Genomic DNA, 25840 nt, shown 5'->3' on the forward strand with positions numbered 1-25840 from the left:
GTCAGTTGGAGGCGAGGGCCCCGGGTCCGGTGGGGTCGTCGGCCGCGGCTGCCGTCGAGCCGTCCTCGGCGATGGTCGCATCGGCCGGCGGCTGGATCGTGGTCGCCCGGCCGACGCCGCGGACCCAGCCGAGCTTGCCCGCGGCCGTGTACAGGACGATCGAGAGCAGCAGCGACCAGATCGCGGGGATGCCCCAGGTCACGAAGTAGCCCACGACGGAGGAGACCAGCCATACCGCGAGGGTCACGGGCACGATGCGCGGTGCGTGCTCGGGCAGACGTCCGCTCGCCCGGGTGGAGTCCAGGTCGCCCCGCCACCGGCGGACGAAGAAGTACTCGGCGACCATGATCCCGGCGATGGGCGGGAAGGCGACGCCGAGGATCGTGAGGAAGCCGGTGAACTGTGCGAGGATGCCCGCCGCGGCCAGTACGGAGCCGACGATGCCGAGCACGATCGTCGTGGTAACACGGTGCAGGTTCTTCGAGAACGCCGTGGAGATGAAGTTCACGAGTCCGAGCGTCGAGGAGTACAGGTTCCAGTCGTTGATCTTCAGCGTGCCCGTGATGACGATGATCAGTCCGACGAAGCCGATCGACGATGTCACGATCGCGACGATGTCGCCGCTGGCAGCCGCGTGGGCGAGCAGCACCCCGGCCAGGCCGATGACGAACTCGCCGAGCGTCACGCCGAGCACGGTCTGCTTCACGACGTCCGCCCGGCTGCGGTTGAACCGGGTCATGTCGGCGGTGATGATCGCGCCGACGATGAGGCCGCCCGCCACGATCCCCGTTCCCTGCCAGACCGACATGGTCGGGCCAGGCGCGGGCGACGTGATCAGCTCGCCGAGCGAGTGCTTGCTCAGTTCGCTGATGATCGACCACCCGACGAGGATCAGGAAGAGCGGGACGGTGATGTTGGCGAGCCACTGCATCCCGACGAATCCGTACGCGACGATGGCGGTGACGGCCAGGCCGAAGAGGAGGCTCCACAACCACGTCGGCATCACGCCCGGCATGAGGACGTCCAGCGACTGGGCCGAGATGGCGGACTGGATGCCGAACCAGCCGATGAGGCTGATCCCGATCGCCAGGCCGACGAGGGAGGCGCCGATCTCGCCGAAGCCGGTCCAGCGGGCGAGGAGAGCGGTGTTCAGCCCCTCTTTCTGCCCGATGATGCCGACGATGCACATGAGCACCTCGAGGATGATCGAGCCGAGGAGGAGTGCGAGTGCCGCCTCCCCGAACGTCATGCTGTAGCCCAGGGTCGCCCCGAGCAGGAACTGCGAGAGAGCCGAGACCTGGCCGAAGCGCTGCACCGCGATCCCGAACCACGGCTTGCGCGCGTCGGGGGTCACACGGGAGAGGGCGAAGTCGTCGGCATGAGCTGTGCGTGCCATTTGGGGTCCTTCTGACGGGTGGAAAGGGGACGGGTTGCGAAAACCGTATTCACCCCGGTTCGCCCTTGGAATGTGCGATGCGCACGAGATTACGGCCGCGCTGTGCGGTTCGCACAGCGCCCTAGTGTCGAGCAGCGCCCGAGATTCGGTACATGACCGTGTCATGCGGCTTCACCGTCACGGTCAACGGTCCGCTCCTCCAGGAGCTGCTGTCTCCCATCCACAGGTCCATGATGCGGGTCGGGATTTTCGGCAAGCCCAGTTCTCCGGGGGCCAGGGACGCTGTCTGCGTGGATGCGGACTCGTTCGTGATCGAGAGCGCCACATCCCCGTCGGCCAGCGGCTTCACGATCACCGAGTGCGAGCGGTTCTGCTCCACCACGTGCCCCTTGCTACCCAGAGGGTCCTGATCCACCGCGATGGCGGCACGGTTGCCGACCAGCCGAAGGGCTGCCGGGTCCATGTGTCCGAGGTCGTTGCCGAGGAGGAGCGGCGCCGCCATCATGCACCACAGGCTGAAGTGCGTCCGGTATTCCGTCTCCGTCATCCCGCCGTTGCCCACCTCCAGCATGTCCGGGTCGTTCCAGTGGCCGGGGCCGGCGAAGCGGGCCAGAGGCAGGTTGGTGTGGGCGATCGAGATCATGGACGCCCAGTCGTCCTTGATGTCTCGGGTGGTGCGCCAGAGGTCGGCGGTGCCGGCCCTCCACGAGGAGACGGGCACTTCGGGAACGGCGTGGATGCTGAAGACGATGGCGCGTCCGGTGTCGTCGAGCGCTCGCCGCATCAGTGTGAAAGCGTGCTGAGCGCGCACGCCGTCGCGGTCGGCTCTGCACCAGTCGTACTTGAGGTAGTCCACCTTCCAGCGCGCGAAGGTTCGAGCGTCGGTCTGCTCGTGGCCCAGACTGCCCAGCCGGCCCGGATAGTCGTTGTACAGATTCCCGCAGGTGTAGCGGCCGGGAGTGGCGTAAAGGCCGAATTTCAGGCCGAGCCCATGAACGTACGCGCTCAGCGCGGCGATCCCGTGGGGGAACCGCACGGGATCCGCGGTCAGCTCACCGGTGCTGGTCCGGTGGGATGCTTGCCAGCAGTCGTCGAGATTCACATACCGATAACCCGCCGCCAGGAGACCGTCATCCACGAGAGCGCGTGCCGCGGATTTGACGTCCTCCTCGGTGACGGAGCATCCGAAATGGTTCCAGCTGTTCCAGCCCATCGGGGGAGTCGCGGCCGCTCGGGCGGCGGCACTTGCGGTCGACGCGGGTGCCGCCTCCGACCAGGCGCACCCCTGCATCAGAGTCATGGTCAGCATCGCGATGATCGCGAGCGAGATCGACCGCCTCAGCCGGAGAAGTGTCACCGCCCTAGCTTCGCCCCTTGCCTCGTGGACGTGGGCGAAATCGCGATCGCGATCTTTTTGGCGTCGATTCCGAGCTGGCGGAGGTTGCCGGTCAGCGGATTCGAGTACCCGAGGAAGAAGAGGCCGGGGTGCGCAGGCAGTTGCGCCTCCGCGTTGACCAGCGGACGACCGTTGGGGGCGAGAACGCTGAGTGCGCCGACCAGCGGCTCGAGGCCGCGCCGGAACCCGGTCGCGAGCACGACCGCGTCGGGGTGCAGCTCGGTGCCGTCGGCGAGCACGACGGCATCCGCGGTGAATTTCGAGACCGCCGCTACGACCGTGACACGACCGGCCTTCAGGGCGCGCAGCAGACCGACGTCGAGCGTCGGCGTGACATCGTCACGGGCCTGCTGGGTGGCGATTCCGCGCGGCGCCTTCGGGATGCCGTACCTGCGCAGGTCGCCGACGGCCACTCGCTGCAGCGCGCCGGCGAGGGCATCCTGCACCTTCAGTGGCAGTGGCGCCATCGACAGGATGAGGGCCTGGCTGGGGACGCCGACCACCGCTCGGCGCACGATGTTCGGCGGTGTGCGCACCGCCAACGAGACAGTGGCACCCGCCTCAGCGAGGTCGGCCGCGATCTCGGCTCCGCTGTTGCCCGGGCCGACGACGAGCACGTCGCGGGCGCCGAGGGCGTCGGGGTTCCGGTATGCGCTCGAATGCAGGACCGTGCCCGTGTAGGTGTCCAGCCCGGGCCAGCCGGAGGTCTTGGGGCTGTGGTTGTAGCCCGTCGCGATGACGACGGCGTCGGCCGTGATGACCCCGTGCTCGTCGCCTCGACTCCAGGCGACCTGCCAGTCGCCTTCGACGCGCTCGACAGCCGAAGCGGCGACCCCCAAGCGGACGTCGAGGTCGTGCACGGCGGCGTACTGGCCGAGGTAGCGCAGCACGTCGTCGCGCGCAACCCAGCGACCGTAGCGGCGGGGGATACGGAAGCCGGGCAGCCCCGAGAGCCCGCGGGAGGTGTGCAGGTGCAGACGGTCGTAATGGCCGGCCCAGCTCGCCCCGACCCGGTCGGCCTTGTCGATGACGACGGCTTCGACGCCCGCGCGCTTCAGTTCGGCGGCGGCGGCCAGGCCGCCGGGGCCGGCCCCGATGACCACCGTGCGAATCCGAGAGGGGAGGGCGTCGTCGCTCACGAGGCCACCTTGCCTGCTCTGAGCGCGCTGTGGAAGACTGCCCCCGTGATCCGCTAGCAGTGATTGTCCGTCCTCCCTACGCCGTAGGTGAGGTGATCGATCCTGCCTGCACGAAGGACTTCCGTATGTCTACTTCACATCACACCAGTACCCATCCAGCTTTTTCCCTCTCCGAATTGGTCGTTCCCGAACGTCTCGATTCGCCTGACGCCTCGGACTTCATCGGAATGGCCGAGGTCAGAGCCGTGGTCGAAGCCGAGTTGCGCGGCTCGAAGCACGAGCACTCGAATGACCGCAACTCGGCCGCGGCGGAACTTCTGCCGAATTGGAAGGACGAGACTCATCCGATGTGGGGGCTCGTCGCCAAGGTCGGCGGTCGTGTCGTCGGACGAGGCAATCTGGCGTTGCCGGTGGGCGCGCGCGAATGCTGGGGAGCGGTCGGAGTGCTGGCCGAGTTCCGCGGTCGCGGCATCGGCCCGGCGCTTTACGAACAGCTCGAGCGGCAGGCGCTGCACTTCGGGCGCACGATCATCCAGACGCAGATCGACTTCCCCGCGGGAGTGGGAGGCGCAAGCGTCGCGGCGCCCACCGGCTTCGGAACCGTACCGCTCGCGCTGGCCTCAACGCGGTTCCTCCAGCGGTACGGATTCTCGCTCGAGCAGGTGGGACGCCTGAGCAGCATCCCGCTGCCGCTGGATGCAGGACGGCTGTCCTCCCTTCTCGCCGGGGCGACCGTCGCGGCGCAGGGATATCGGACGGAGAGCTGGCAGGGACGTACTCCCGATGCGCGCGTGGACGACCTCGCCCTCATGCGCACCAGGATGAGCACCGACACGCCGAACGCCGGCATCGTGCAGACCGAGGACGTGTGGACGGCGGACCGCGTGAGATCGGTCGACGACCTCTGGGAGGAGAGTCCCCGCACCGTGCTCACGACCATTGCGATCCACGAGGACACGGGGTTGCCGGCCGGATACACCGACCTGGATGTGCCGCCCACCATGGATCGCCCGGTGGACCAGCTGGACACCCTGGTTCTCGCCGACCATCGGGGCCATCGACTCGGGATGCTGCTGAAGCTCACCAACCTGCACGAACTGGCCGCGCGGTTCCCCGGCGCTCGCAGCGTCGAAACGATGAATGCCGAGGACAACCGCCCCATGCTCGACGTGAACGAGGAGGTCGGCTTCCGTCCCGTCAGCTACAGCGCGCGCTGGCGCAAAGACCTCACCTGACGCGTCCACTGTCCCGATCCGGCGATACGTCGCCGGATCGGGTGGCACCCCTTGACGCGCGGTGACGGGCCGCGTCGGGTGGGTGCGACGGCGAACGAAGGAGGACTCCTATGACCGATCCGCACGACACCAACCCCCCAGTGACCGCGTACCCCGTCGACACGCCCACCGGTGTGCTCGAGCTCGTCCACAGCTTCGACGACGGCCCGATGCCGACCGGCGTGAGCGTCTCGCACACGGGCCGCATCTTCGTGAACTTCCCCAAGTGGGGCGACGAGGTGCCGGCGACGGTGGTGGAGCTGAAGGGCGGGCATCCGGTCCCCTTCCCCAGCGAGGAGATCAACCAGCCGCGGGGAGATGACGATCCCGAACGACTGGTGTCGGTGCAGAGCATCGTCGTCGATCCCGCCGACCGGCTCTGGATCCTCGATACCGGCAGTCCGTTGATGCAGCCGGTGAAGCGGGGAGGCCCGAAGCTCGTCTGCGTCGACCTGCAGACCGACACCGTGGCGACGACCATCGTGTTCGAACCCGATGTCGCCCTGCCGACCACGTACGTCAATGACGTGAGGTTCGACCTGCGGCATGGTGTCGCCTACATCACCGACTCGTCGGACCAGGGTCCGAACGGCATCATCGTGGTCGACCTGGAGAGCGGGGAGGCGTGGCGCAGGCTGCACGACCATCCCTCCACCAAGGCACTCACCCCGCCCGAGCTGACACCGGTGGTGGAGGGACGGGTCTTCGCCGAGCGGCCGGCCGATGGCCCGCCGAAGCCGGTGACCATGGGCTCCGACGGCATCGCGATCTCCGCCGACGGCGAGCGGCTCTGGTACTGCCCGCTGCTGTCGCGACGCTGGTACAGCGTGCCGACCGAGGCTCTGCGTGACCGCGACCTCCCCGATTCCCAGGTTGCTGAGCTCGTGCGCGACGAAGGCGACAAGGGAGGGGCCGCCGACGGCCTCGAGACGGACGACCAGGGGCGGTTCTATTCCACCAACTGGGAGCACAACGCGGTACTACGGCGCCTCCCCGATGGCACCATGGAGACGCTCGTGCACGACCCGCGGTTGCTCTGGCCCGACACGATGTCGGTTGCGACCGACGGGTACCTGTACGTGACGGCCAACCAGCTGCAGCGGCAGGCCAAGTACCAGGGCGGCGAAGACCTGCGGGAGTATCCGTACTCGCTGTTCCGGGTGAAGATCGACGCCGGGCCGGTTCTGCTCCGCTGACCGGTCTGAGGCTGCCTACCGGAGGGAGCGGTCCGCCAGCAGCCCGAGGTCGCGCAGGCTCTCGGCGGTCTGGACGATCGTTTCCACGGCGGGACGCGGGCGGAGGCCCAGCTCCCGCTTCGCGCGCTCGTTGTGGATGACGAGTGGCGCCGGCTCGTCTCCGGGCAACTCCTCGGTGGGGGCGTCGGCAGCGAGGTCGCCGAGCTGCGCTCGCAGCACGTTCGCCACATCCAGGAAGGTCATGGTGGGGCCGTCGGCGAGTACGAGATAGCGGTTGCCCGCGGCGGCCGGGGTATTCATGGCCGCAAGGTGGGCGGCCGAGACGTCCCGCACATCCGCTATGCCGAAGCGTTGCCGGGGGACGGCCGTCATCGTGCCGTCGAGCATCCCGGTGAAGAGGGCGAGGGACGACCGCGCGGAGGCGGTCAGGGTCGGGCCGGCGATCCACGTCGGATTGAGGGCGACCAGCTCGAGGCCTGCGCCCTCCCGCTCGATGAAGTCCCATGCGGCGCGCTCGGCGACTGCCTTCGAGAGCGGGTAGGCAGGGAGGCCGGGAGTGGAGGGGTCGGTCCAGTCGCTCTCGTCGTAGTCGCGGACGGGCTTGGGCGAGTACCCGACGGCGGCGAAAGATGACGTGAGCACGACGCGTCGCGCTCCGGCATCCCGTGCGGCGCGGAGTACTCGGAGGGCGCCGTCGCGGGCGGGGACGACGACCTCGTCCGGCTGGGTGGTCTGGATCATCGGCGAGGCGGTGTGGTGCACCTCCTGGATGCCCGCGAGTGCGTCGCCCCAGCCGCCGTCCTCGGTGAGGGATGCGGCGACGAACGACAGACCGGCGTCGTCGACGCCCGCCCGGCGGACCGCCTCGCGGACCTCGTCGGCCCGGTCGAGCGTGCGGACGGTGGTGCGGACGGCGACGCCGGACGCGAGCACGTCGGCCAGAAGGCGCGTGGCGAGGTAGCCGGTCCCGCCGGTGACGAGGATGGTCGGGTCGGTTGTGGTCATCGGAAGGTCTCCTCGAGTCGGGGAAGGATGGATTCGAGCTCGGCGTACGCCTGAGCCTCGGCGGCGGTGTCCGCCTGATCGCGCGCATCCCAGAGGGCGGCTTTCACCCGCAGGTACTCGAGGTGCACTCGCAGCGTGGCGATCTGCTCCTCGACGCGTACGGCGTGACGCAGCAGGATGTCGCGCTGCTCACTGGCCGCCTCGCGCCCGCGGCGGCGGTTCGCCTGGTACGTGCGCATGTCCTCGATCCCGACGCCCATTGCGCGCAGGCAGGCGAGCACCTGGGCGGCGTCGAGGTCGCCCTCGGCGTACCGCCGGTGGCCGCTGCGGTCGTCGCGGGCGATCGGGCCGAGCAGTCCGACGTCCTCGTAGTAGCGCAGCGTCGGCTCGCTCAGCCCGCTCTGACGGGAGACGTCCTGGATGGTCAACGTGGTCATGTGTCCATCAGAACAGACTTCAAGCGCTTGAAGTCAAGCGGTCAGGAATGCCAGCTCGACGACCCATCGCGTCTTCCGCTTCTCCGTGCGGGGATCCGTCAGATAGATCTCGCATCGAGAAGCGAACGCTTCGCCATGAGCAGCTGGTCGTGTATCCAGAACGAGTCCCTGCTCCTGCACCCAGCGGTGCAGCAAGCGGTTCGCTGCCATCGACTTAGCCCGATATGCCAGCACGGCGTAGTCTCCAGCGGGAAGTGCACCCGGGTGAACCCTCGCATCGGTGGAAGTGGCCGCACCGACGACTCCGACCTCGATGTCCATGAGATCGGACATGTCGACGACGTGGAGGCGCAGAAAAAAGGGCCCGTCCGGTTCGACGTCGTGGTCCGCCAGCCACTCGATCAGTTCGGCAAGCAATCGGTCTCGGTTGGAGAGCATCGTACGAAACGGCACGGTCTCGCGGATGCCAAGAGTTGGAACTTCAGGACGCCGCTCCAACTGCGGCCCGCTCACGATATCGAGTTCGCCTTTTCCCACCCCCGCATCCTCTCAGCCACGGCGGGCACGCGGGCGGCGCTTCTCCTGCCTCGCGTGTCGATGATGCGTTCAAATCGGTTGGGCTGCGCCAATGGAGGGAAGGCCGACGATTCTCAGGCTCAGCTTCCCGTTGCGTTGGCTGGAGTGCTGTCGAGGGCTGATTTCGCGCGTTGTTCGGCTTCGAGTCTTTCCGCTTCCTCGCCGCCGATCGCCTCGCCTCGGGCGACGAGCCCGGCTTGGTCGGAGAGTGGGATCTGCTTCAGGAACAGCGCCAGTAGGAAAGCGGCAGCGATGAAGGGGATGAGGTACCAGAAGACCGGTGCGAGAGCGTCGGCGTAGGCGTTGACCACGCCGGTGTGCACGGCCTCGGGCAGTCGGTTCAGTGCTTCGGGGCTGAGCGTCGAGGTGGCTCCGGCCGCGGCGGAGGCGGAGGCGCCGGCCTTGGTGAAGACCTCGGTGAGATTTTCGGTCAGGCGGGTGGTGAACAGCGTGCCGAAGACCGCGGTGCCGAGCGCGGCACCGACCTCGCGGAAGTAATTGTTGGTGGAGGTGGCCGTTCCGATCTGTGCGGCGGGCACGGCGTTCTGCACCACGAGGACGACGACCTGCATGATCAGGCCCAGGCCCGCGCCGAACACGAACAAGTAGACGCAGATCAGCCAGATCGGCGTGGACGCGGCGAGCGTGGTCATGCAGACCATGGCGATGCCGGTGATGATCGTGCCCAGGATCGGGAACAGCTTGTACTTGCCGGTCTTGGTGATCGCGATGCCGGAGATGATGGAGGTGCCGATGAGTCCGACCATCATCGGGATCATCAGCAGCCCGGATGCGGCGGCCGAGGTGCCGGAGGACATCTGCAGGAACGTGGGAACGAACCCGATCGCGGCGAACATGCCGATGCCGAGTGCCAGGCCGATGGCGGTGGCGTTGATGAAGATCGGGTTCTTGAACAGGCTCAGCGGGATGATCGGATCCTTCGCCCGTGCCTCGGCGATCACGAACGCGACTGCTGCCAGCACCAGGCCGATGCCCCACGCCCAGGTGGCCATGGACCCCCAGCCGTAGCTCTTGTCGCCGCCGAAGTCGGTGAAGAAGATCAGGCACGTGGTCGCCACGGACAGGAACAGGATGCCGAGGATGTCGATCGGCTGAGTTGCCTGCTTGGTGGGGAGGGTGAGCGCGAAGATCGCGATCACGAGCGCGGCGATGCCGACCGGGATGTTGATGTAGAACGCCCACTGCCAGGTGAGGTGGTCCACGAAGAAGCCGCCGAGCAGTGGACCGGCCACGGCCGAGAGGCCGAAGATGGCGCCGAGCGGGCCGAGGTACTTGCCGCGCTCGTTGGCGGGCACGATGTCGGCGATGATCGCCTGGGAGAGGATCATCAGACCGCCGCCGCCCAGACCCTGCATGGCGCGGAAGACGACGAAGCTCCAGAAGTCTCCGGCGAAGGCGCAGCCGACCGAGGCGGCGGTGAAGATGGCTATGGCGATGATGAAAAGCCAGCGCCGGCCGATCACGTCACCGAGCTTGCCGTAGACAGGCATGACGATCGTGGTGGCGAGAATGTAGGCGGTGGTGATCCAGACCTGGTGCTCGACGCCGCCGAGGTCGCCCACGATGGTAGGCATGGCAGTGGAGACGATGGTCTGATCCAGGCTCGAGAGCAGCATCCCCGCGATCAGCGCGCTGAAGATGATCCAGATGCGCCGCTTGGTCAGAAGCAGCGGAGCCGGGGCGAGTGTCGTGGTCATGATCTCCTGTCAGAGGTGTCGGCCGGGTGCCGGGTCAGTGGAAGAGGCCACGGATGGCGTCGACTCGGCGGCGGACGATGGTGGCGAAGTCGTCGGTGGCGTCGGGCTGGAACAGTGCTTCGATGCTGCTGCGGATGACGGTGCCGACGATCTGTACTGCTGCGGCCGCGTGTTCGTCGCCGACGGCTAAGCCTTCCCGGTGTTCCACGAGCTGGACGTCGTCGCGCTCCGCTGCGCCGGCGACCTGCAGCATGTGACCGATCAGGCGCGGCTCGCGATCGAAGGCCTCGATCAGTTGCGCGACCTCCTCCGACGTGACCGCTCCCGAGGACCACCGATCCAGGTGCAGGTCCACGAGGTCATCGATGAGGGACTCCACACCGCGCGCACCGCGGGCGGCGAATCGTTCGGCGGCTCCCGACTCGTCACGATCGACGGGTACGCCGATCACGGCGTCCTCTTTCGAGGCGAAATAGTTGAAGAAGGTGCGCCGGGAGACGCCCACCTCGTCGCACACCTCCTCGATCGTGAAGCCGTGCAGGCCTCGCTCGATCGTCAGCCGCCGGACCGAATCCTTCAGGGCACGGGTCGTTTCAGCCTTGCGGCGCGTTCGTACGGAACTTGCACTTGAGGCCATAGAGTGTAGTTTTGCACTTGGAGGCTAGTCGTGCAAGTTGGCGGAGACAGCAACGACCCTGGGCGCTGGCAGCGGCACCTATAACGCGCTCTACCCTTTCGGTCCCATCGACTACGCCGACCCGCTGCCCTCCACCTCGGTGTCGACAACGTTCTGGTCACCCATGCGGAGGGAACGATGCGTGGAGCCCTGGGGCGCTTTTCAGTACGGGGCCACGCCGCAGCGAGTACCGCTGTCCGAGTCCACCACGCTCCCGGAGCACTCGATCGAAGGACGCCACACTCTCAATCTGAATGTTCGCACCTGGTCATCGGGCCGAATGACCCGTTCTGGAAAGTGTCAACTTCCCCGGAATCACGGGGATTCTGAGCACTTCAAGAGCTCGAAAAAATGGCGGAGAATGGGGGATTCGAACCCCCACGCAGGCCTTCTAATGGCCCGAGAAGCCGCCAAGATCCCCGGAGTTCCGGGCATTTAGAGAGCTTTGTGATGACAGCGATCGCGTGCGATTTCAGAAAAATGTGGGCAAAGTGTGGGCACGGACTTCATCGGCCGTCTGCAACACGCACCGTTGGCGTCACCATTCACGTGATCACTTGCCGCTTGTCGCCGCTGCCATCTCGCAACCAGAGGGGTGTGCGCCAGCAGCGCTAAAGATCGCCAGACTCTTCGGCCGGTGGAGCCCCTCACTTTGCAGAGTCCCGCGAACCAAACTGAGCTTGGAGACGGGCTGGGCAGGACGGACTGGTACATGTTGGAACCTTTCCGGCCGATCGGACACTAGGGGATATGAGCAACGTTGGATCGGACGAGGCGGACGCCTGGTCCCTGGCGCGAGACGGGGATCCTGACGCGTTCACGTCCCTGTTCGACAAGCATCGCGACCGCGTCTTCGGTCACGCGCTGCGACTAGTCCGTCAGCCGCACGACGCAGAGGACGTCACTGCCGTGGTCTTCCTGGAGGCCTGGCGTCGCCGCGACGCCGTCCGCGTTGTCGACGGCTCGATCATCGCCTGGCTGCTGGTCACCACGAACAACACCGTGCACAACCTCGAACGCGGTCGCCGCCGTCACCGCAGGGCGCTCGCCCGCATGTCCGAACCCGGTCTCGAGCCTGACCACGCCGACGGCGTCGCGGACCACCTCGACAACAAGGAACGGGACCGACGCGTTCGGGACGCGTTCGCCAGCCTGTCGACCGCCGATCAGAACGTGATCACGCTCTGCGTGCTGGAGGAGCTTCCGCTCGCCGAAGCGGCACGCACCCTCGGCGTTCCCGTCGGGACGATCAAGTCCCGGCTCTCCCGCGCCAAACGCCGCCTCGGCGATCTCACGCTCGCCTCCGAACCTATCCAGCCCGCCTTCGAAGGAGGTGCAGAATGACCGCCACCGGCCCCGTCTTCGATCCGGCGCGCAGCGCCATCCTCCGCGACATCCTCCACGAGACCGTCGCCAAAGCGCCGGCGCGACCGACGCGCACCCGTTTCGCTCTCGTCGGCGGTCTCGTCGCAGCGGCCGTCCTCCTCGCGGGGGGAACCGCCGCCCTGGCACTCAGCGGCGCCCTGCACTTCGGACCGTCGGAGCCCGCGCCCGCGCCGGCTCCGACACCGAGCATCACCTCCACGCCGGCCCCGACGCCAACGCCGACGCCCACGTCGACACCGTCTAGTCGGCCCCTCGCAGTTCAGACCACACCGATCCAGCGGCATGACGTCAGCGAATTGGGAGCGGCGCCGTGGTCGCTGGACCTCCCCGGTACGGGACGGTCCTGCGAGCAGCGCCACGTCTACGACATCGCCGACGGCCTCGCTCTTGTTCAGCTCGGGGCTCATGTCGTCGGCGACGGCAGCCCGGATTGCAACGATGACCTGCAGCACGTCTCCGTGTCCCTCGTCGACACGCGACAGGGCACCGCCCTCTGGACACGCGAATGGTCCTGGCACGCTGCGCCACTGTACGACGTCGGCGTCTTGGTGCTCGGCACGTCCGGACGGATCCTCGTCGTTGACCAAGCGTTGGGAGGCGGACCGCACGACGTCATCGACCTTGCCACCGGTCGGACTCTGGCGGCCTTCGCCGGCGAGAAGGCCGACATCCTGCTCAACGCGCAGGCCGTCCCGGGCGATTCGGGCGACATCGTCATGACGACTCCGAGCTCGATCGTCCGGGTGGACCCCCGCGACGCGCAACATCCTCGGTGGTCGACGGACATCCCCGGCAAGTCCGCGTCGGTATTCCCGATGGTCGGAGACACGGATTTCCTTCCCGTCAGCATCGCTTTGAAGGCGCCCGGTCCCGACGGGAGCCCGTATGAGTCCGCGCGTATCGACCTCCAGACCGGACGGTTGGACCCCGGATGGAGCGAAACTGCCCTCCTCAGCACCGGGGCCCATCCGGCGGTGGTGTCGCGGTACGACGGTTCGGGACAGCCCGCGGAACTCAACGGTCTCGACCGTTCCGGAGCGACGACGTGGACCCGGCAGATCTCATCGGACTCCGACGTGTCAGTCGTCCATTCCTTGACTGGTGTCCCCGGCGCAGAAGTCAGCCACCCCGGCGCAACGGATCTCATCGCTGTCGTGTCCATCTCCGAGCTCAGCATCGTCGACGCCGGCTCTGGGGTGACACGCTGGGCCGCTCCCGCTACACGATGCGGGCTGACCGCACGGTTCGGCGGCTCCTCGCCTTCTGCCACTGTCTACCTGGACACCGAGCACGACGCCGTCATCGTCGTCCACGACGTCACTAAGACGTGTACCTTCGCGGCGTCGACGGGAGCACCTCAGCCGCTGCCGGACGTGCCGAGCGGGTCGGGGCTGTTATTCGGCCCAGACAACACATACGTATTCACGAACGCACCAAGTGGTGACCTCTCGGCGTATGACCGACAGCACGGCACGAAGCTCTGGAGCTCGACCGCCGCCGATCCCGGCTCATGGTGCTTCGCGGGCGGCTACCTCGTGCGCTTCAACCGCGACCAGCTGACAGCGGTGGGCTAAGACGCTGCGGATCAGGAGCCGACGACTGCAAGCCGAGCCGCGTGTTGTTCTCAGCGCCGGAACGAGCCAGGGTCGGCAGCCGGCGACGTTCCTGCCAACGCGGGCGCGGAAGCACGACATGTAAGTGAAGGGTTCTCGCTGAACCCCTAGCGCGCTTGTGCGAACGGAAGGAGCCCGACGATCTGCTATTCGCGGACCGCTTCGGCGGCTTCCTGAGGCGTCCCAGCGCCAGCAACAACAGGCGGTCCTGGTTCCTGAACGCTCGCACCCAAGCGGGCCTGGAGCGGCTCACACCGCACGACCTCCGCCATACCGCCGCGAGCCTCGCCGTCAGTTCAGGAGCGAACGTGAAAGCTGTCCAACGGATGCTCGGACACAAGTCCGCAGCGATGACGCTGGATACCTATGCAGACCTCTTCGATGATCACCTGGATGCGGTTGCGATGCGCCTAGATGCCGGAGGCCGTCAGAAAAATGTGGGCAAAGTGTGGGCGCAGCGACGACTAAATGAACCCTGGAGCGCCGAACTTCCCCGCAACCACTGGGATCGCGGCGCAATTGCCGGAAGAAGAAACTGGCGGAGAATGGGGGATTCGAACCCCCGAGGGCTTGCACCCAACACGCTTTCCAAGCGTGCGCCATAGGCCACTAGGCGAATTCTCCTGGGCTCGCCTTCCGCTGTCGCGGCCGGCGGCTCACAGTATCCTACTTGATCCTCGGGGGGCCCGAGCGCACCCACCTCCCGGCCGCACCCGCTACACTGGTTTCCGGCTCCCCACGTGGCGCCATCCAGGCCAACTCCCCCAGGGCGGAAACGCAGCAAGGGTAACCGGGCTCTGGCGGGTGCGTGGGGAGTCTTGTCATGTCCAGCCCTGCGTCATCCGCACCGCGTATATTGTGGCCAGCAACGCCGGGTCTTCTACGTCTTGTAGAATGATTCCAGCCTTCCCTGGATCACGGATGGACGGGTGTCGCAGTGTCCGAGCAACTGACCGAACTGGCCACTGAGGCGTACGTCGTCGGGTTTCCCCTGGTGTTCGACCTGGAGCAGGTGGTGCGCTTCGCCGAGGACGGGGTCGGTGCGATCGCTCCGACGCCGTTCAACACCTTCGGGCATGCGCGTGAGCTAGCCGGCCCGGACGACGAGTTCGTGTCCATCAACAACGACACCGTCTATTCGATCGCCCAGGTCGACCTCGGCGGGGGACCGGTGCGGCTGAGCGTGCCGGAGGCGGGCGAGCGCTACTACGTCCTGCAGTTCGTCGACGCGTGGAGCAACAACTTCGCGTACCTCGGGACGCGAGCGACCGGGGGAGCAGCGGCCGAGTTCCTGCTGCTCCCGCCCGACGCCGACAGCGAGGGCGACACCGGCACAGACGTCGACGCGGATGCGGCGGTGCGCACCATCCGCTTCCCGACCCGCGTCGCCACCATCGTGGGCCGCTGGGCCGTTGACGGCGCCGACGATCTTCCCGCGGTGCGGGCTCTGCAGGATGCGCTCACCCTGACGCCCCTGACTGCGGACGCAGCTTCGCCGGAGGGGGTCCCCGCCGTCGGCCCCAGTGAGGGCGAGGCGCTCGACTTCTTCGAGAAGCTGCGTGTGTGGTCGCAGGCGTTCCCGCCCGCGGAACGCGACCGGGCGGCGCTCGAGTCGTATGCTCCGCTCGGCCTCGTCAGCCCGTACACGATCGCCGAGCAACCGGAGGGTGTCCGCGAGGCGCTCGTCGCCGGGTACACGCTCGGCAAGGAGGCGCTCGAATCCGCCCTCCGCACCTCCGGCGCGCTGGTCGACCACTGGCTGGTCAACCTGCACGTGTTCGACTACAACCTCGACTTCTTCGAGCTCGGCGCGATCGACGCCCCCGAGTGGAAGCTGAGCGAGCCGCGAACCCGGTACGCCCAGCGCGCGGCCGCTGCGCTCGGCGGGCTGTGGGGCAACCACGCGTATGAGGCCGCCTACTTCATGACCTACGAGGATGCGGACGGCCAGCCCCTGAACGGCGAGCACACCTACCGGCTGCGGCTGAGCCCGACGCCGCCGGTGAAGGCGTTCTGGTCGCTGACCATGTACGACCTTCCGCGCTATTACCTGGTCCGCAATCCCATCGACCGGTACTCGGTGGGCGACCGGACCCGCGGGCTCGTGTACGACGACGACGGAGGACTGACCATCACGATGAGCGCCACCCGACCTGACGACGAGAAGGCGGCGGCCAACTGGCTTCCGGCGCCCGCCGGCGGTTTCCGCCCCGTCCTGAGGCTGTACCTGCCTGGCGACGACGTGCTGGACGGGCAGTACGCGATCCCGGCGATCGAGCGGATCGCCTGACGTGGCGCGCTCCATCTACATCACCTCCGCCGAGGGGCACACGGGCAAGTCGACCATCGCCCTTGGCGTGCTGGAGTCGCTGCGGCACTCGGTCGGTCGCGTCGGCGTGTTCCGTCCGATCGCGCGGTCGACGGACGAGCGCGACTACGTGCTCGAGCTTCTGCTACAGCGGAACACCGCGGGCATCACCTACGAGGAGGCCCTGGGCGTCACCTACGAGGACGTCCACGCGGATGCCGACATCGCGCTCGGCGAGATCGTGCGGCGGTTCCGGGCAGTGGAGGCGCGCTGCGACACCGTCGTGATCCTCGGCTCCGACTACACGGACGTGGGCAGCCCCACCGAACTCGGTTACAACGCCCGCATCGCCGCGAACCTCGGAGCGCCGGTGCTGCTGGTGCTCGGCGGACGGATCGGCCAGGGTTTCGGCGAACGGCTCGGCCAGGCGGACCCGCGCTCGGCCGAGGAGCTGCGTCAGCTCGCCGAGATCGCCGTCGCCGAGCTGCGGGCCGAGCACGCGAGCCTGCTCGCGGTCGTCGCCAACCGGGCGGACGGCGGGATGCTGGACGAGATCGTCACGGCGGTCGGCTCGGTCGTCGGTGCCGCCGCCGTTGCGGCGGGAAGCTCCGACCGGCCGCCGGTGTGGGCGATTCCGGAGGACCCGTTCCTGGTCGCCCCGAGCATCCGCTCGATCATGGAGGAGACCGGGGCGACCCTGCTTGCGGGCGAGGAGGCGCTGCTGGCACGGGAGGCGCTCGGCGTCGTCGTCGCCGGGATGTCGATGAACAACGTGCTGCCCCGGCTGGTGGATGGCGCGGTGGTCGTCGTCCCCGGCGACCGCACCGAGGTGCTGCTCGCGGTGCTCATGGCCAACGCGTCGGGCACATTCCCGTCGATCGCCGGCATCGTCCTCAACGGCGGCTTCGACCTCCCGGAGCCGATCGAGCGCCTGCTCGCGGGCCTCCGCTCGCCGCTGCCGATCGTGCGGACGGGCCTCGACACCTACGAGACGGTGGTCCGCATCACCCATGCCCGGGGCCGGCTCGCCGCCGACTCCCAGCGCAAGTACGACACGGCCCTCGCGCTGTTCGAGCGGCACGTCGACGCGGCCGCGCTGCTCGCGCGCCTCAACGTGTCTCGCCACGATGTGGTCACCCCGCTGATGTTCGAGTACGACCTGATCGAGCGGGCCCGGGCCGCGAAAAAGCACATCGTGCTACCGGAGGGTGAGGACGACCGCATCCTGCGCGCCGCGCACACGCTGCTCGCGCGCGGGGTGGCCCGCCTGACCATCCTCGGCGAGCCGTTCGAGGTGCGGTCTCGGGCGATCGAGCTGGGCCTCGACCTGTCCGGTGCCGAGGTGGTCAGCCCGTTCGACGACGTGCTGCGGCTGCGGTTCGCGACCGAGTACGCACGCCTGCGCGCCCACAAGGGCATCACGGTCGACCAGGCGTCGGACACGGTCACCGACGCGTCGTACTTCGGCACGATGATGGTCCACCTGGGGCTCGCCGATGGGATGGTGTCGGGCGCCGCCCACACGACGGCCCACACCATCCGGCCCGCCTTCGAGATCATCAAGACGACGCCCGGGGTCTCCGTGGTGTCGAGCGTGTTCCTGATGGCGCTCGCCGACCGCGTGCTCGTCTACGGGGATTGCGCCGTCATCCCGGACCCGACGTCGGAGCAACTCGCCGACATCGCGATCTCCTCGGCGAAGACGGCCGACCAGTTCGGGATCGAGCCCCGCGTCGCCATGCTGTCGTACTCGACCGGCGACTCGGGCGCAGGCGCGGATGTGGAGAAGGTGCGGACCGCCACGGAGCTCGTGCGGGAACGCGCGCCGGAGCTCGCGGTCGCCGGGCCCATCCAGTACGACGCGGCGGCGGATGCGGCGGTGGGCGCGGCCAAGATGCCCGGGTCGGAGGTGGCCGGGCGCGCGACCGTGTTCATCTTCCCGGACCTCAACACCGGCAACAACACGTATAAAGCGGTGCAGCGCAGCGCCGGCGCCGTCGCCATCGGCCCGGTGCTGCAGGGACTGCGCAAGCCGATCAATGACCTGTCCCGCGGTGCGACGGTGGACGACATCGTCAACACGGTGGCCATCACGGCGATCCAGGCGGCCTTGTCGTGAGCGCCGTCCTGGTCGTCAACAGCGGATCGTCGTCGTTCAAGTATCAGCTGATCGACAGCGACACCGAGGAGTCGCTCGCCTCGGGCCTGGTGGAGCGGATCGGCGAGGCCAGCGGCCGCACCGAGCACCGCGGACCGAACGGCACGACCGAGCGCACGCTCGAGATCCCGGACCACACGGCGGGGTTCCGGGCGATGCTCGACGCGTTCGCCGCCGAAGGGCCGAGCCTCGACGAGAACCCTCTGGATGCGGTGGGCCACCGGGTGGTGCACGGCGGCAAGCGCTTCTTCGAGCCGACCATCATCACGCCGCTCGTCGAGATCAACATCGAGGACCTCTCCGACCTGGCGCCGCTGCACAATCCGGCCAACCTGGAGGGCATCCGTGCGGCGAAGCGGGCGTTCCCCGACGTCCCGCACGTCGCCGTCTTCGACACGGCATTCCACCAGACGCTGTCGCCGGCCGCCTACACGTACGCGATCGACGCCGACCTGGCGCAGCGGCACCGGGTCCGCCGCTACGGCTTCCATGGAACGTCGCACAAGTACGTGTCCGAGACGGCAGCGGCGTTCCTCGGCCGTCCCCTCGGCGAGTTGCGGCAGATCGTCCTGCACCTGGGCAACGGAGCGTCGGCGTGCGCGATCGACGGCGGCCGGTCCGTCGACACCTCGATGGGGATGACGCCGCTCGAAGGCCTCGTGATGGGCACCCGCTCGGGCGACCTCGACCCGGCGGTGCTCATCCACCTCGCCCGGCGGGCGCACCTCACCACCGACGACCTCGACGAGCTGCTGAACCGTCGGAGCGGGCTGCTCGGACTCTCCGGCCGCGGCGACATGCGCGACGTGCGCGAGGCGGCGGACAGCGGCGACGAGGCCGCCCGGCTGGCGCTGGATGTGACGGTCCACCGCCTGAAGCACTACATCGGCGCGTACACGGCTGCGCTCGGCGGCCTCGATGTGCTGACTTTCACCGCCGGCGTCGGCGAGAACAGCGTGCCGCTGCGCGCCGAGGTCCTGACCGGACTGGAAGTGTTCGGCATCCGGCTCGACCCCGAGCGGAACGCCGGCTCGTCGCGCGAGGCGCGCGTCATCTCCGCCGACGACTCCGCCGTGACGGTGCTGGTGGTGCCGACGAACGAGGAGCTGGAGATCTCCCGGCAGTCATTGCAGGCCGTCCGGGGCGACACTGGAAGCAGCGGGACAGGAACCACGGCGACCAGCGGAGGCTGACAGGAGCGGAGCCATGCGGCGACGGCGCGGCACAGGCGAACGGCACGGGATGCCGCGACCGCCCGCCCGTGCGCCCTTCGCCGGACTCATGGCGGCTGTCAGCGCATCCCTTCTTCTTGCGACCGCCGTACTTACGGGGTGCAGTTCCGTCGGGCAGGCCGCGGGACCCCACTTCGAGACGCCGCCACTGGTCCGCTACTCGGCCGTGCTCTGGCCGGTGCCGCTGGAGCTGGTGGGCGCCGAGCCGGGCGCACGTCTCCGGCTGACCTCGGAGCTGACCACGTCCCATGGGTCGTGGACGTCGGCCGCGACCTACACCGTCCCCGCGTCCGGAACGCTCGACCTGGCGAGCGCTCGGCCACAGTTCGCCCCCTTCACCGAGCCCGATTCCGCCGGACTGTTCTGGTCCCTGCGCGGACCACGGCTCCCCGATCCGGCGGCGGCACGCCAGTGGATGCGGGAGACGACCCACGTGACGGTGAGAGCCTCGCAGGGCGATCGGGTCGTCGCCTCGCGGCGGTTCGAGCTGTCGGGGCTCGCCGCATCCCTGGCCGTCCGCACGATCTACACCCGCGACCTGCGACCGGCGATCGACCCGCGGCTGCCCCGGCAGACGCACGAGGACGTCCCCCTCGGCACTTTCTACAGCGCAGCAAGCCTGGAGAGGCCCCGGGTGCCGGCCGTGCTGATGTTCGACGATCCGACGCCGGGGGCGTCGGCTGACTATACGGCACCGCTCATCGCCGCGTTCGGTGCCTCGGTGCTGCGTGTTCCGGTGCCAGCTGCCGCCGACGGCATCCGCTCGACCGGCATCATCTCGGACACCACGGTGCAGGCGGTGTTCGACTGGCTCCAGGCGCGCCCGGACATCGAGCATGATCGCGTCTTCGTCTACGGCACCGGGGTCGCCGAGCAGCTCGCCGTCTGGGCGGCCACCCGCTTCCCGTCGCTGGTCCATGGGCTGTTCGTCGCCGGGGGCAGCCCCGCGCTGCTCTGCCTCCCCGCCGCTCGGATTGCCCCAGCGTTCGAAGACTCGACCGGGCTGCCCTGCCTGTCTGATGCCGGCACCGTCGTGCCGTCCTCCATCCCGCCGGTCGATGGCGTCTCCGGTCCGGTCGTCCTCGCCTGCGGGGTCCGGGATGACGTGCTGACGAACGCCTGCGCCTGGCAGCGGGCGCTCGCCGCAACGCGGGGCCCGCGGATCGGCGACGTGACGATCTATGCGGAGGGCGCCACGCATCCCGTGTCGGTGCCTCCCGGGCTGCCGCTCGCCCTTCCGTCCGCCGGCGGGCAGCCGACCGAGAAGGCCCGCATCGCGTTCTGGAACGCGGTCGGCCGGGCCATCCTGCGGGCGGTACTCGAATGACCCGGCCGTCGAGGGGCGGGCGACCGATGCTGCGGGCCTCCGTGCTCGTCGCGATGCTGGCCCTGCTCGTCTCCGGCTGCGCGCCGACCGGCGGGGGAGGCGCCCGGTTCGTGTTGAGCCGTTTCGGGGACGGCATCACCGAACCCGTCGGCATCCAGGTGGCGGGCCTGGAACCGGGTGAGCCCGTGGTGCTCACAGCACGGGCGCATACGGCTGCCGGCTGGTGGTCATCCCGTGCCGTGTACGCCGTCCCTCCGAGTGGGCGGGTGCGGCTGTGGACAGAGGAGCCGCTCGCCGCGCCGTACGCGCAGCCGGACGGCTCGGGCCTCCTGTGGAGCATGACGGGTCCGTCGCTGAGTCAGCAGCAACTCGAGGAGCAATGGGTGTTCCGCGGCATGAACGTCCGGTTCTCCGCCGAGCAGCAGGGTCGGCTGGTCGCCTCCGACGTGCTGCACCGGGCGCCGCTGGCGACAGGGACGGTCGCCCGGGATGTGACCGGCAGCGACCTGCAGGCGACCGGGGACCCCGAGGCGTCCGGCCTCGCCCCCACCGCCCGGGTCGGCGCGCTGATCGACTCGAACCCGACGCCGGTGAACCTCCGGCCGGGCGTCATCATCATCGACGGCGACGACGGTGGCGCCTCTGGCGCCTTCGCCGCACGGATGATCGCCACCGCCGGGTTCCCCGTCTTCGTGCTGCCCGCGTTCGTTCCGGCCGGTCGGATCCCCGGCTCCGCCGCGCTCTCGGTGGAGACGTTCGACGCCGTACTCAGCTGGTTCGCCTCCCTCCCGGTGGTGGACGAGGGGAGGGTGTTCGTCTACGGAACGGGCCGCGCCTCGTCGCTCGCGCTCTGGTTCGCCGCCAACGACCCATACCGCATCCACGGCGCTTTCGCGGCCGCAGGGGCCACAGCTCTGCAGTGCACGTCCGCGGCGGGCAGCCCGCTCCTCATCGAGCACGGGCGGGCGCTGCCGTGCGCCAACCCGGAGCGCACGATCGCAGGGACGGACATCCTGCCGCTGCAGCGCATCTCGGGTCCGCTCGTGCTGGCGTGCGGCGTCGCCGACCGGCTCCTCCCGACGGCGTGCGACTGGACCCGCGCGGGGGAGGAGGTGCGCGGTCGCGCCGACGGCGACGCCTTCCTGTACGCAGACGGCGCCGGGCACGACATCACCACGCCGCCGCAGCTCCCGATCGGCCTCAGCGACCTGCCGCCGGCAACCGCCCAGGCGACCGAGGCGGCGCGCGTGGCGTTCTGGCAGACCGCCATCGCGAAGCTGACGGGGGCGATCCGGCCGTGAGGCGGAGCGTGGTGGGAGCGGTGCTCGCGGCGGTGCTGGTCGCGCTCGCTGCCTGCAGCGCGCCGCCGAGCGTCGGAGGGCCGCACATCGAGGTGACCGAGGAGCCGAGCGGGCTGTGGGAGCCTGTCCACCTGCGGCTCGTGTCGCTGCCGCCCGGAGGGAGGGTGACGGTGCGCGCGAGCGCACGGCCGGCGACGCCGCCGGGCGCGAAGCAGGACACGTGGAGCTCGCAGGCTGTCTATGTCGTGCCGTCCACCGGCGTCGTCGACCTCGACCGCGAAGTGCCGGTGGAGGCGCCTTTCGCGGGGGCGGATGGGATGGGGCTGTTCTGGTCCCTCCGGAGCGACCAGGGCGCTGAGGCGACGTCGCCGCAGCAGTGGGGCGGCGCCACCGTGACCGTCGACCTGGATGCGATCGTGGACGGCCGGAGGGTCGCGGCCAGGCGACTGCACCGCATCGGCCTGTCGTCGGTCGCGCCGTCGCGGGCGGTGTTCGACGACGGCATCACCGGCGACTACTTCCAGCCGGCGTCGGCGGTCGGAGCGCTCCGACCGGCCGTCCTGGTGTTCGACGGCACGGAGCCGGACGTGCAGACCGGGGTGCTGGCCGCATCCACCCTCTCGGCGATGGGATACCCGGCGCTCGCCCTCTCCACCTACGGCTCGGCGGGGCAGCTGGGACCGGTGCGCACGCTTCCGGGGGAGCGGGTCGTGGCCGCACTGAACTGGCTGCGGTCGCAGCCGGGCGTTGACGGGCGACGGGTGTTCGTGTTCGGCACCTCGCGGGGAGCGCAGCTGGCGCTCTGGACTGCGGTCGCGCATCCCGAGCTGGTGTACGGCGCGATCGCGCCGGCGGGCACGACGGGGCTCGTGTGCCCGTCGCCCGTCCCCGGGCCGGCGGTGACGGTCGGCGGGGCCTGGGTGCCGTGCGTGAGCGGCACCAGGGAGGTGACCCCGGCCGCCGTTCTGTCGCTCGATCGCATCCCCGGACCGGTGGTGCTGGGATGCGCGGGTCAGGACGAGCAGCTGGGCAATGGATGCCGCTGGCTGGAGGCCGCGGCAGCTGTCCGACCGGCGCGCGGCGGCGACGCGTACGTGCGGGCGCCGCGTGCGACGCACACCTTCTACCTCCCGCCGTACACGCCGCTGGATCTGCCGCCGGGCCCGCAGGCGCAGCCCACGGAAGACGCCCGGGTGGCCCTGTGGTCGGCCATCGGACGGGCACTGAATGTTCGAGGACCGTGAGGACCCCGCCCCCAACCGAATGTCAGCGGCGACAAGTAGCATGAGTAAGTGGTAACCGCCCTGTATCGCCGCTATCGGCCAGACACCTTCGCCGAGATGATCGGCCAGTCCCAGGTGACGGATCCGCTGATGACCGCGCTGCGCACCAACCGGGTCAACCACGCCTACCTCTTCTCGGGTCCTCGCGGCTGTGGCAAGACCACGTCCGCGCGCATCCTGGCCCGCTGCCTGAACTGCGCGGAGGGCCCCACCGACACCCCGTGCGGCAAGTGCTCGAGCTGCATCGAGCTGAGCCGTGACGGCAGCGGCTCCCTCGACGTGGTCGAGATCGACGCGGCCAGTCACAACGGCGTCGACGACGCGCGCGACATCCGGGAGCGCGCCATCTTCGCGCCTGCCCGCGATCGGTACAAGATCTTCATCCTCGACGAGGCGCACATGGTGACGCCGCAGGGCTTCAACGCGCTGCTCAAGATCGTCGAGGAGCCGCCGGAGCACGTGAAGTTCATCTTCGCGACCACCGAGCCCGAGAAGGTCATCGGCACGATCCGCTCGCGCACGCACCACTACCCGTTCCGGCTCGTGCCTCCTGCCCAGATGCTCGAGTACGTGCAGTCGCTGTGCGACAGCGAGGGCATGACGGTCGCGCCGGGCGTCCTCCCGCTCGTGGTCCGTGCGGGCGGGGGTTCGCCGCGCGACACGCTGTCGCTGCTCGACCAGCTGATGGCCGGCTCGGAGGGCGACGCGATCGAGTACGAGCGTGCGGTCGCTCTCCTCGGGTACACGCACGCGGCGCTGCTCGACGACGTGATCGACGCCATCTCGGCTCGGGACGCGGCGGGCGCCTTTGCCGCGGTCGACCGCGTCATCCAGACCGGACAGGACCCGCGACGGTTCGTCGAAGACCTCCTCGAACGCCTGCGCGACCTCATCGTGGTCGCCGCCACGAGTGTCGAGGGAGCGGCAGCAGTGCTTCGCGGAGTCCCGCAGGACGAACTGGACCGGATGGGCGTGCAGGCCATGAAGTTCGGCGCCGCCGAGCTGAGCAGGGCCGCCGACATCGTCAATGCGGCCCTCACCGAGATGACGGGCGCCACCTCACCGCGCCTCCATCTGGAACTCATGATCGCCCGCGTATTGGTGCCGTCGAGCGACGAGAGCGAGCGGGGTGCTCTGGCGCGCGTGGAGCGGCTGGAGCGCAGGGTCGGCGTGAGCGATGCCGTGGAGGCGCCCGCCGTATCCGTGCCGCCGCGTGCGCCTGCGGCGCCCGCCAAGCGAGAGCCCGTCGCGCCTGCCGCGGCGGCTGCTCCGTCTGCCGAACCGTCCGTCGCGCCCGCTTCCGCAGCGCCGGTCGCGCCTTCGCCGGAGCCGGTGGCTCCGCCGGCCGACGAGCCCGTGGCGCCGGTCGCATCCACCTCTGAGGCGTCCGCGACCGCCGCCCCGGTCGGGCCGGTGACGACGCAGCAGGTCAAGGATGCGTGGCCGCAGATCCTCGACGCCGTGCAGAAGGCCAAGCGGAGCGCCTGGATGGTCGTGTTCACGGCCCAGGTGCGCTCGTTGAACGGAGACGTGCTGTCGCTCTCCTTCCCGAGTGACAACGACGTGCAGAGCTTCCGGCAGCCCGACGCGGGCGGATCGCTGGGGGTCAGCGAGTACCTGCGGCAGGCGATCGTCGACGTGCTGGGCATCCGCGTGAAGTTCATCGCCCGCGCCGACTCGGCCGGCGGGTCCGGCGGATCTCCCCGACCGTCGGCCGGTGCTCCGACCGCACCGACCGCCGAGACCTGGCCGGGCGCCGAGCCATCGGCCTCCCCGGCGACGGCTACCCCGGCTACGGCGTCAGCGGCCGCCGAGGCGGGGACGCCCGCTGGGACGCCGGCCCGACGTGAAACCCCGGCCACCCGGGGGGAGGACACCACCTCCGTCAGTGCCCCAGCCGCGCTGGTGACCGAGTGGGCCACGGTGACCATCCCGTCCACGACGGCCGAGCCTGCCGCGGAGGTCGCGACCGCCGCGGTGGCGACGATGGAGCGCCCGGCAGAGTCCACTCGGGCGGTCGTCGAGCGGACTGCTCCGACGCCTGCCCCCGCAATCGACGAGCCGCCCTTCGACGACGTCCCGCCGCCCGAGACCGAGCCCCCGTTCGAGCCGCCGGTTCCGGAGGAGCCGTCCGACGAGTGGAGTGACGGTCCTGCGGCGCCGGCCCGAGTGGCCGCACCCGCCGCTCAGCCCACGGCCGCGCAGCCTGCTGCCGCGCAGCCTGCTGCCGCGCAGCCTGCTGCCGCGCAGCCTGCTGGCTCCCGGTCGTCTCGCCCCACGGCGACACCCGCCGCAGGCTCCCGCACGCCCACCTTCCAGCAGCCCCAGCGCTACGGGGAGGCCGTGGTGCGCGAGATCCTCGGCGCCACCTTCATCGAGGAGCAGCCCGCGCCTCCGACCCCGGGAATGAGGTAGCCCG

General features: G+C 69.3%; 19 protein-coding genes, 2 tRNA genes, 1 other RNA gene and 1 pseudogene. 13 read left to right on the forward strand and 10 right to left on the reverse strand.

The window, feature by feature from the left end; all coding sequences use genetic code 11:
- Window position 1: 1 nt before the first annotated feature.
- From AB7E03_RS17340 to AB7E03_RS17350, 3 genes are all read right to left on the reverse strand, one after another.
- Window positions 2-1396, reverse strand: coding sequence for a purine-cytosine permease family protein (locus tag AB7E03_RS17340; RefSeq protein ID WP_489942571.1), 1395 nt, complete (start codon window positions 1394-1396; stop codon window positions 2-4).
- Window positions 1397-1517: 121 nt separating this feature from the next.
- Entirely contained in the window at window positions 1518-2753 is a 1236-nt protein-coding gene (locus tag AB7E03_RS17345) for a glycoside hydrolase family 27 protein (RefSeq protein WP_489942572.1), read from the reverse strand.
- Window positions 2750-3931 carry a flavin-containing monooxygenase gene (locus AB7E03_RS17350; RefSeq protein WP_489942573.1) on the reverse strand — a complete coding sequence of 394 codons (1182 nt, stop codon included), beginning with the start codon at window positions 3929-3931 and terminating at the stop codon, window positions 2750-2752. Before AB7E03_RS17350 ends, AB7E03_RS17345 begins: the two co-directional genes overlap by 4 nt.
- 227 nt (window positions 3932-4158) lie before the next feature.
- Between AB7E03_RS17350 and AB7E03_RS17355 the strand changes: the two genes are divergently transcribed.
- Window positions 4159-5166: a GNAT family N-acetyltransferase gene (locus AB7E03_RS17355; RefSeq protein WP_489942574.1), complete on the forward strand. Its 1008-nt coding sequence runs from the start codon at window positions 4159-4161 to the stop codon at window positions 5164-5166.
- 110 nt (window positions 5167-5276) lie between these two features.
- The gene (locus AB7E03_RS17360) at window positions 5277-6401 is read left to right on the forward strand and encodes an L-dopachrome tautomerase-related protein (protein WP_489942575.1); all 1125 of its coding nucleotides are present in this window, start codon (window positions 5277-5279) and stop codon (window positions 6399-6401) included.
- A gap of 15 nt (window positions 6402-6416) precedes the next feature.
- On the opposite strand, the gene AB7E03_RS17365 is transcribed toward AB7E03_RS17360, so the two are convergent.
- From AB7E03_RS17365 to AB7E03_RS17390, 6 genes are all read right to left on the reverse strand, one after another.
- Window positions 6417-7406 carry an NAD-dependent epimerase/dehydratase family protein gene (locus AB7E03_RS17365; protein WP_489942576.1) on the reverse strand — a complete coding sequence of 330 codons (990 nt, stop codon included), beginning with the start codon at window positions 7404-7406 and terminating at the stop codon, window positions 6417-6419.
- Window positions 7403-7843 carry a MerR family transcriptional regulator gene (locus AB7E03_RS17370; protein WP_489942577.1) on the reverse strand — a complete coding sequence of 147 codons (441 nt, stop codon included), beginning with the start codon at window positions 7841-7843 and terminating at the stop codon, window positions 7403-7405. The genes AB7E03_RS17365 and AB7E03_RS17370 overlap by 4 nt, the downstream gene beginning before the upstream one ends.
- 33 nt (window positions 7844-7876) lie before the next feature.
- The gene (locus AB7E03_RS17375; protein ID WP_489942578.1) at window positions 7877-8380 is read right to left on the reverse strand and encodes a GyrI-like domain-containing protein; all 504 of its coding nucleotides are present in this window, start codon (window positions 8378-8380) and stop codon (window positions 7877-7879) included.
- Between the two features lie 119 nt (window positions 8381-8499).
- Complete coding sequence (locus AB7E03_RS17380) at window positions 8500-10137, reverse strand: MDR family MFS transporter (RefSeq protein ID WP_489942579.1); 1638 nt, start codon at window positions 10135-10137, stop codon at window positions 8500-8502.
- Between the two features lie 34 nt (window positions 10138-10171).
- Window positions 10172-10774, reverse strand: a complete 603-nt coding sequence (locus AB7E03_RS17385; RefSeq protein ID WP_489942580.1) for a TetR/AcrR family transcriptional regulator — start codon at window positions 10772-10774, stop codon at window positions 10172-10174.
- A 391-nt stretch (window positions 10775-11165) separates the two neighbouring features.
- Window positions 11166-11234, reverse strand: a tRNA-Ser gene (locus tag AB7E03_RS17390).
- 329 nt (window positions 11235-11563) lie between these two features.
- On the opposite strand from AB7E03_RS17390, the gene AB7E03_RS17395 reads away from it, so the two are divergent.
- The 3 genes and pseudogenes from AB7E03_RS17395 to AB7E03_RS17405 form a co-directional block, all read left to right on the forward strand.
- The gene (locus AB7E03_RS17395) at window positions 11564-12157 is read left to right on the forward strand and encodes an RNA polymerase sigma factor (protein ID WP_489942581.1); all 594 of its coding nucleotides are present in this window, start codon (window positions 11564-11566) and stop codon (window positions 12155-12157) included.
- A complete protein-coding gene (locus AB7E03_RS17400) occupies window positions 12154-13773 on the forward strand; it encodes an outer membrane protein assembly factor BamB family protein (RefSeq protein ID WP_489942582.1) in 1620 nt (539 codons plus the stop codon). Before AB7E03_RS17395 ends, AB7E03_RS17400 begins: the two co-directional genes overlap by 4 nt.
- A 155-nt stretch (window positions 13774-13928) precedes the next feature.
- Window positions 13929-14135: pseudogene (locus AB7E03_RS17405) on the forward strand (tyrosine-type recombinase/integrase); the annotation flags it as partial.
- Between the two features lie 213 nt (window positions 14136-14348).
- Here the strand turns inward: AB7E03_RS17405 and AB7E03_RS17410 are convergent.
- Window positions 14349-14436 (reverse strand) — tRNA-Ser (locus AB7E03_RS17410).
- Window positions 14437-14539: 103 nt separating this feature from the next.
- Here AB7E03_RS17410 and ffs point away from each other — a divergent pair.
- From ffs to AB7E03_RS17450, 8 genes are all read left to right on the forward strand, one after another.
- An RNA gene (gene ffs / locus AB7E03_RS17415) (signal recognition particle sRNA small type) lies at window positions 14540-14636 on the forward strand.
- Between the two features lie 113 nt (window positions 14637-14749).
- Entirely contained in the window at window positions 14750-16102 is a 1353-nt protein-coding gene (locus tag AB7E03_RS17420) for a DUF1254 domain-containing protein (protein ID WP_489942583.1), read from the forward strand.
- 1 nt (window position 16103) lies between these two features.
- Window positions 16104-18239: a phosphate acetyltransferase gene (pta, locus tag AB7E03_RS17425; RefSeq protein WP_489942584.1), complete on the forward strand. Its 2136-nt coding sequence runs from the start codon at window positions 16104-16106 to the stop codon at window positions 18237-18239.
- The gene (locus tag AB7E03_RS17430) at window positions 18236-19471 is read left to right on the forward strand and encodes an acetate/propionate family kinase (protein ID WP_489942585.1); all 1236 of its coding nucleotides are present in this window, start codon (window positions 18236-18238) and stop codon (window positions 19469-19471) included. Before pta ends, AB7E03_RS17430 begins: the two co-directional genes overlap by 4 nt.
- Window positions 19472-19484: 13 nt before the next feature.
- Window positions 19485-20837 (forward strand): acyl-CoA thioesterase/bile acid-CoA:amino acid N-acyltransferase family protein, encoded by a 1353-nt coding sequence (locus AB7E03_RS17435; protein WP_489942586.1) that lies wholly within the window; start codon window positions 19485-19487, stop codon window positions 20835-20837.
- A 26-nt stretch (window positions 20838-20863) separates the two neighbouring features.
- A complete protein-coding gene (locus tag AB7E03_RS17440; protein ID WP_489942587.1) occupies window positions 20864-22138 on the forward strand; it encodes an acyl-CoA thioesterase/BAAT N-terminal domain-containing protein in 1275 nt (424 codons plus the stop codon).
- 8 nt (window positions 22139-22146) lie between these two features.
- Window positions 22147-23382 (forward strand): acyl-CoA thioesterase/BAAT N-terminal domain-containing protein, encoded by a 1236-nt coding sequence (locus AB7E03_RS17445; protein WP_489942588.1) that lies wholly within the window; start codon window positions 22147-22149, stop codon window positions 23380-23382.
- A 48-nt stretch (window positions 23383-23430) separates the two neighbouring features.
- Complete coding sequence (locus tag AB7E03_RS17450) at window positions 23431-25836, forward strand: DNA polymerase III subunit gamma and tau (protein WP_489942589.1); 2406 nt, start codon at window positions 23431-23433, stop codon at window positions 25834-25836.
- Window positions 25837-25840: the final 4 nt, after the last annotated feature.

The sequence above is a fragment of the Leifsonia sp. RCC_180 genome (assembly GCF_058138205.1).

What these genes read in the sequence shown, in the direction of transcription:
- AB7E03_RS17340 (WP_489942571.1), bottom strand. Translation starts at nt 1,396, where the DNA reads ATGGCACGCACAGCTCATGCCGACGACTTCGCCCTCTCCCGTGTGACC.
- AB7E03_RS17355 (WP_489942574.1), top strand. Translation starts at nt 4,159, where the DNA reads ATGGCCGAGGTCAGAGCCGTGGTCGAAGCCGAGTTGCGCGGCTCGAAG.
- AB7E03_RS17360 (WP_489942575.1), top strand. Translation starts at nt 5,277, where the DNA reads ATGACCGATCCGCACGACACCAACCCCCCAGTGACCGCGTACCCCGTC.
- AB7E03_RS17365 (WP_489942576.1), bottom strand. Translation starts at nt 7,406, where the DNA reads ATGACCACAACCGACCCGACCATCCTCGTCACCGGCGGGACCGGCTAC.
- AB7E03_RS17370 (WP_489942577.1), bottom strand. Translation starts at nt 7,843, where the DNA reads ATGACCACGTTGACCATCCAGGACGTCTCCCGTCAGAGCGGGCTGAGC.
- AB7E03_RS17380 (WP_489942579.1), bottom strand. Translation starts at nt 10,137, where the DNA reads ATGACCACGACACTCGCCCCGGCTCCGCTGCTTCTGACCAAGCGGCGC.
- AB7E03_RS17385 (WP_489942580.1), bottom strand. Translation starts at nt 10,774, where the DNA reads ATGGCCTCAAGTGCAAGTTCCGTACGAACGCGCCGCAAGGCTGAAACG.
- AB7E03_RS17395 (WP_489942581.1), top strand. Translation starts at nt 11,564, where the DNA reads ATGAGCAACGTTGGATCGGACGAGGCGGACGCCTGGTCCCTGGCGCGA.
- AB7E03_RS17400 (WP_489942582.1), top strand. Translation starts at nt 12,154, where the DNA reads ATGACCGCCACCGGCCCCGTCTTCGATCCGGCGCGCAGCGCCATCCTC.
- AB7E03_RS17435 (WP_489942586.1), top strand. Translation starts at nt 19,485, where the DNA reads ATGCGGCGACGGCGCGGCACAGGCGAACGGCACGGGATGCCGCGACCG.
- AB7E03_RS17440 (WP_489942587.1), top strand. Translation starts at nt 20,864, where the DNA reads ATGCTGCGGGCCTCCGTGCTCGTCGCGATGCTGGCCCTGCTCGTCTCC.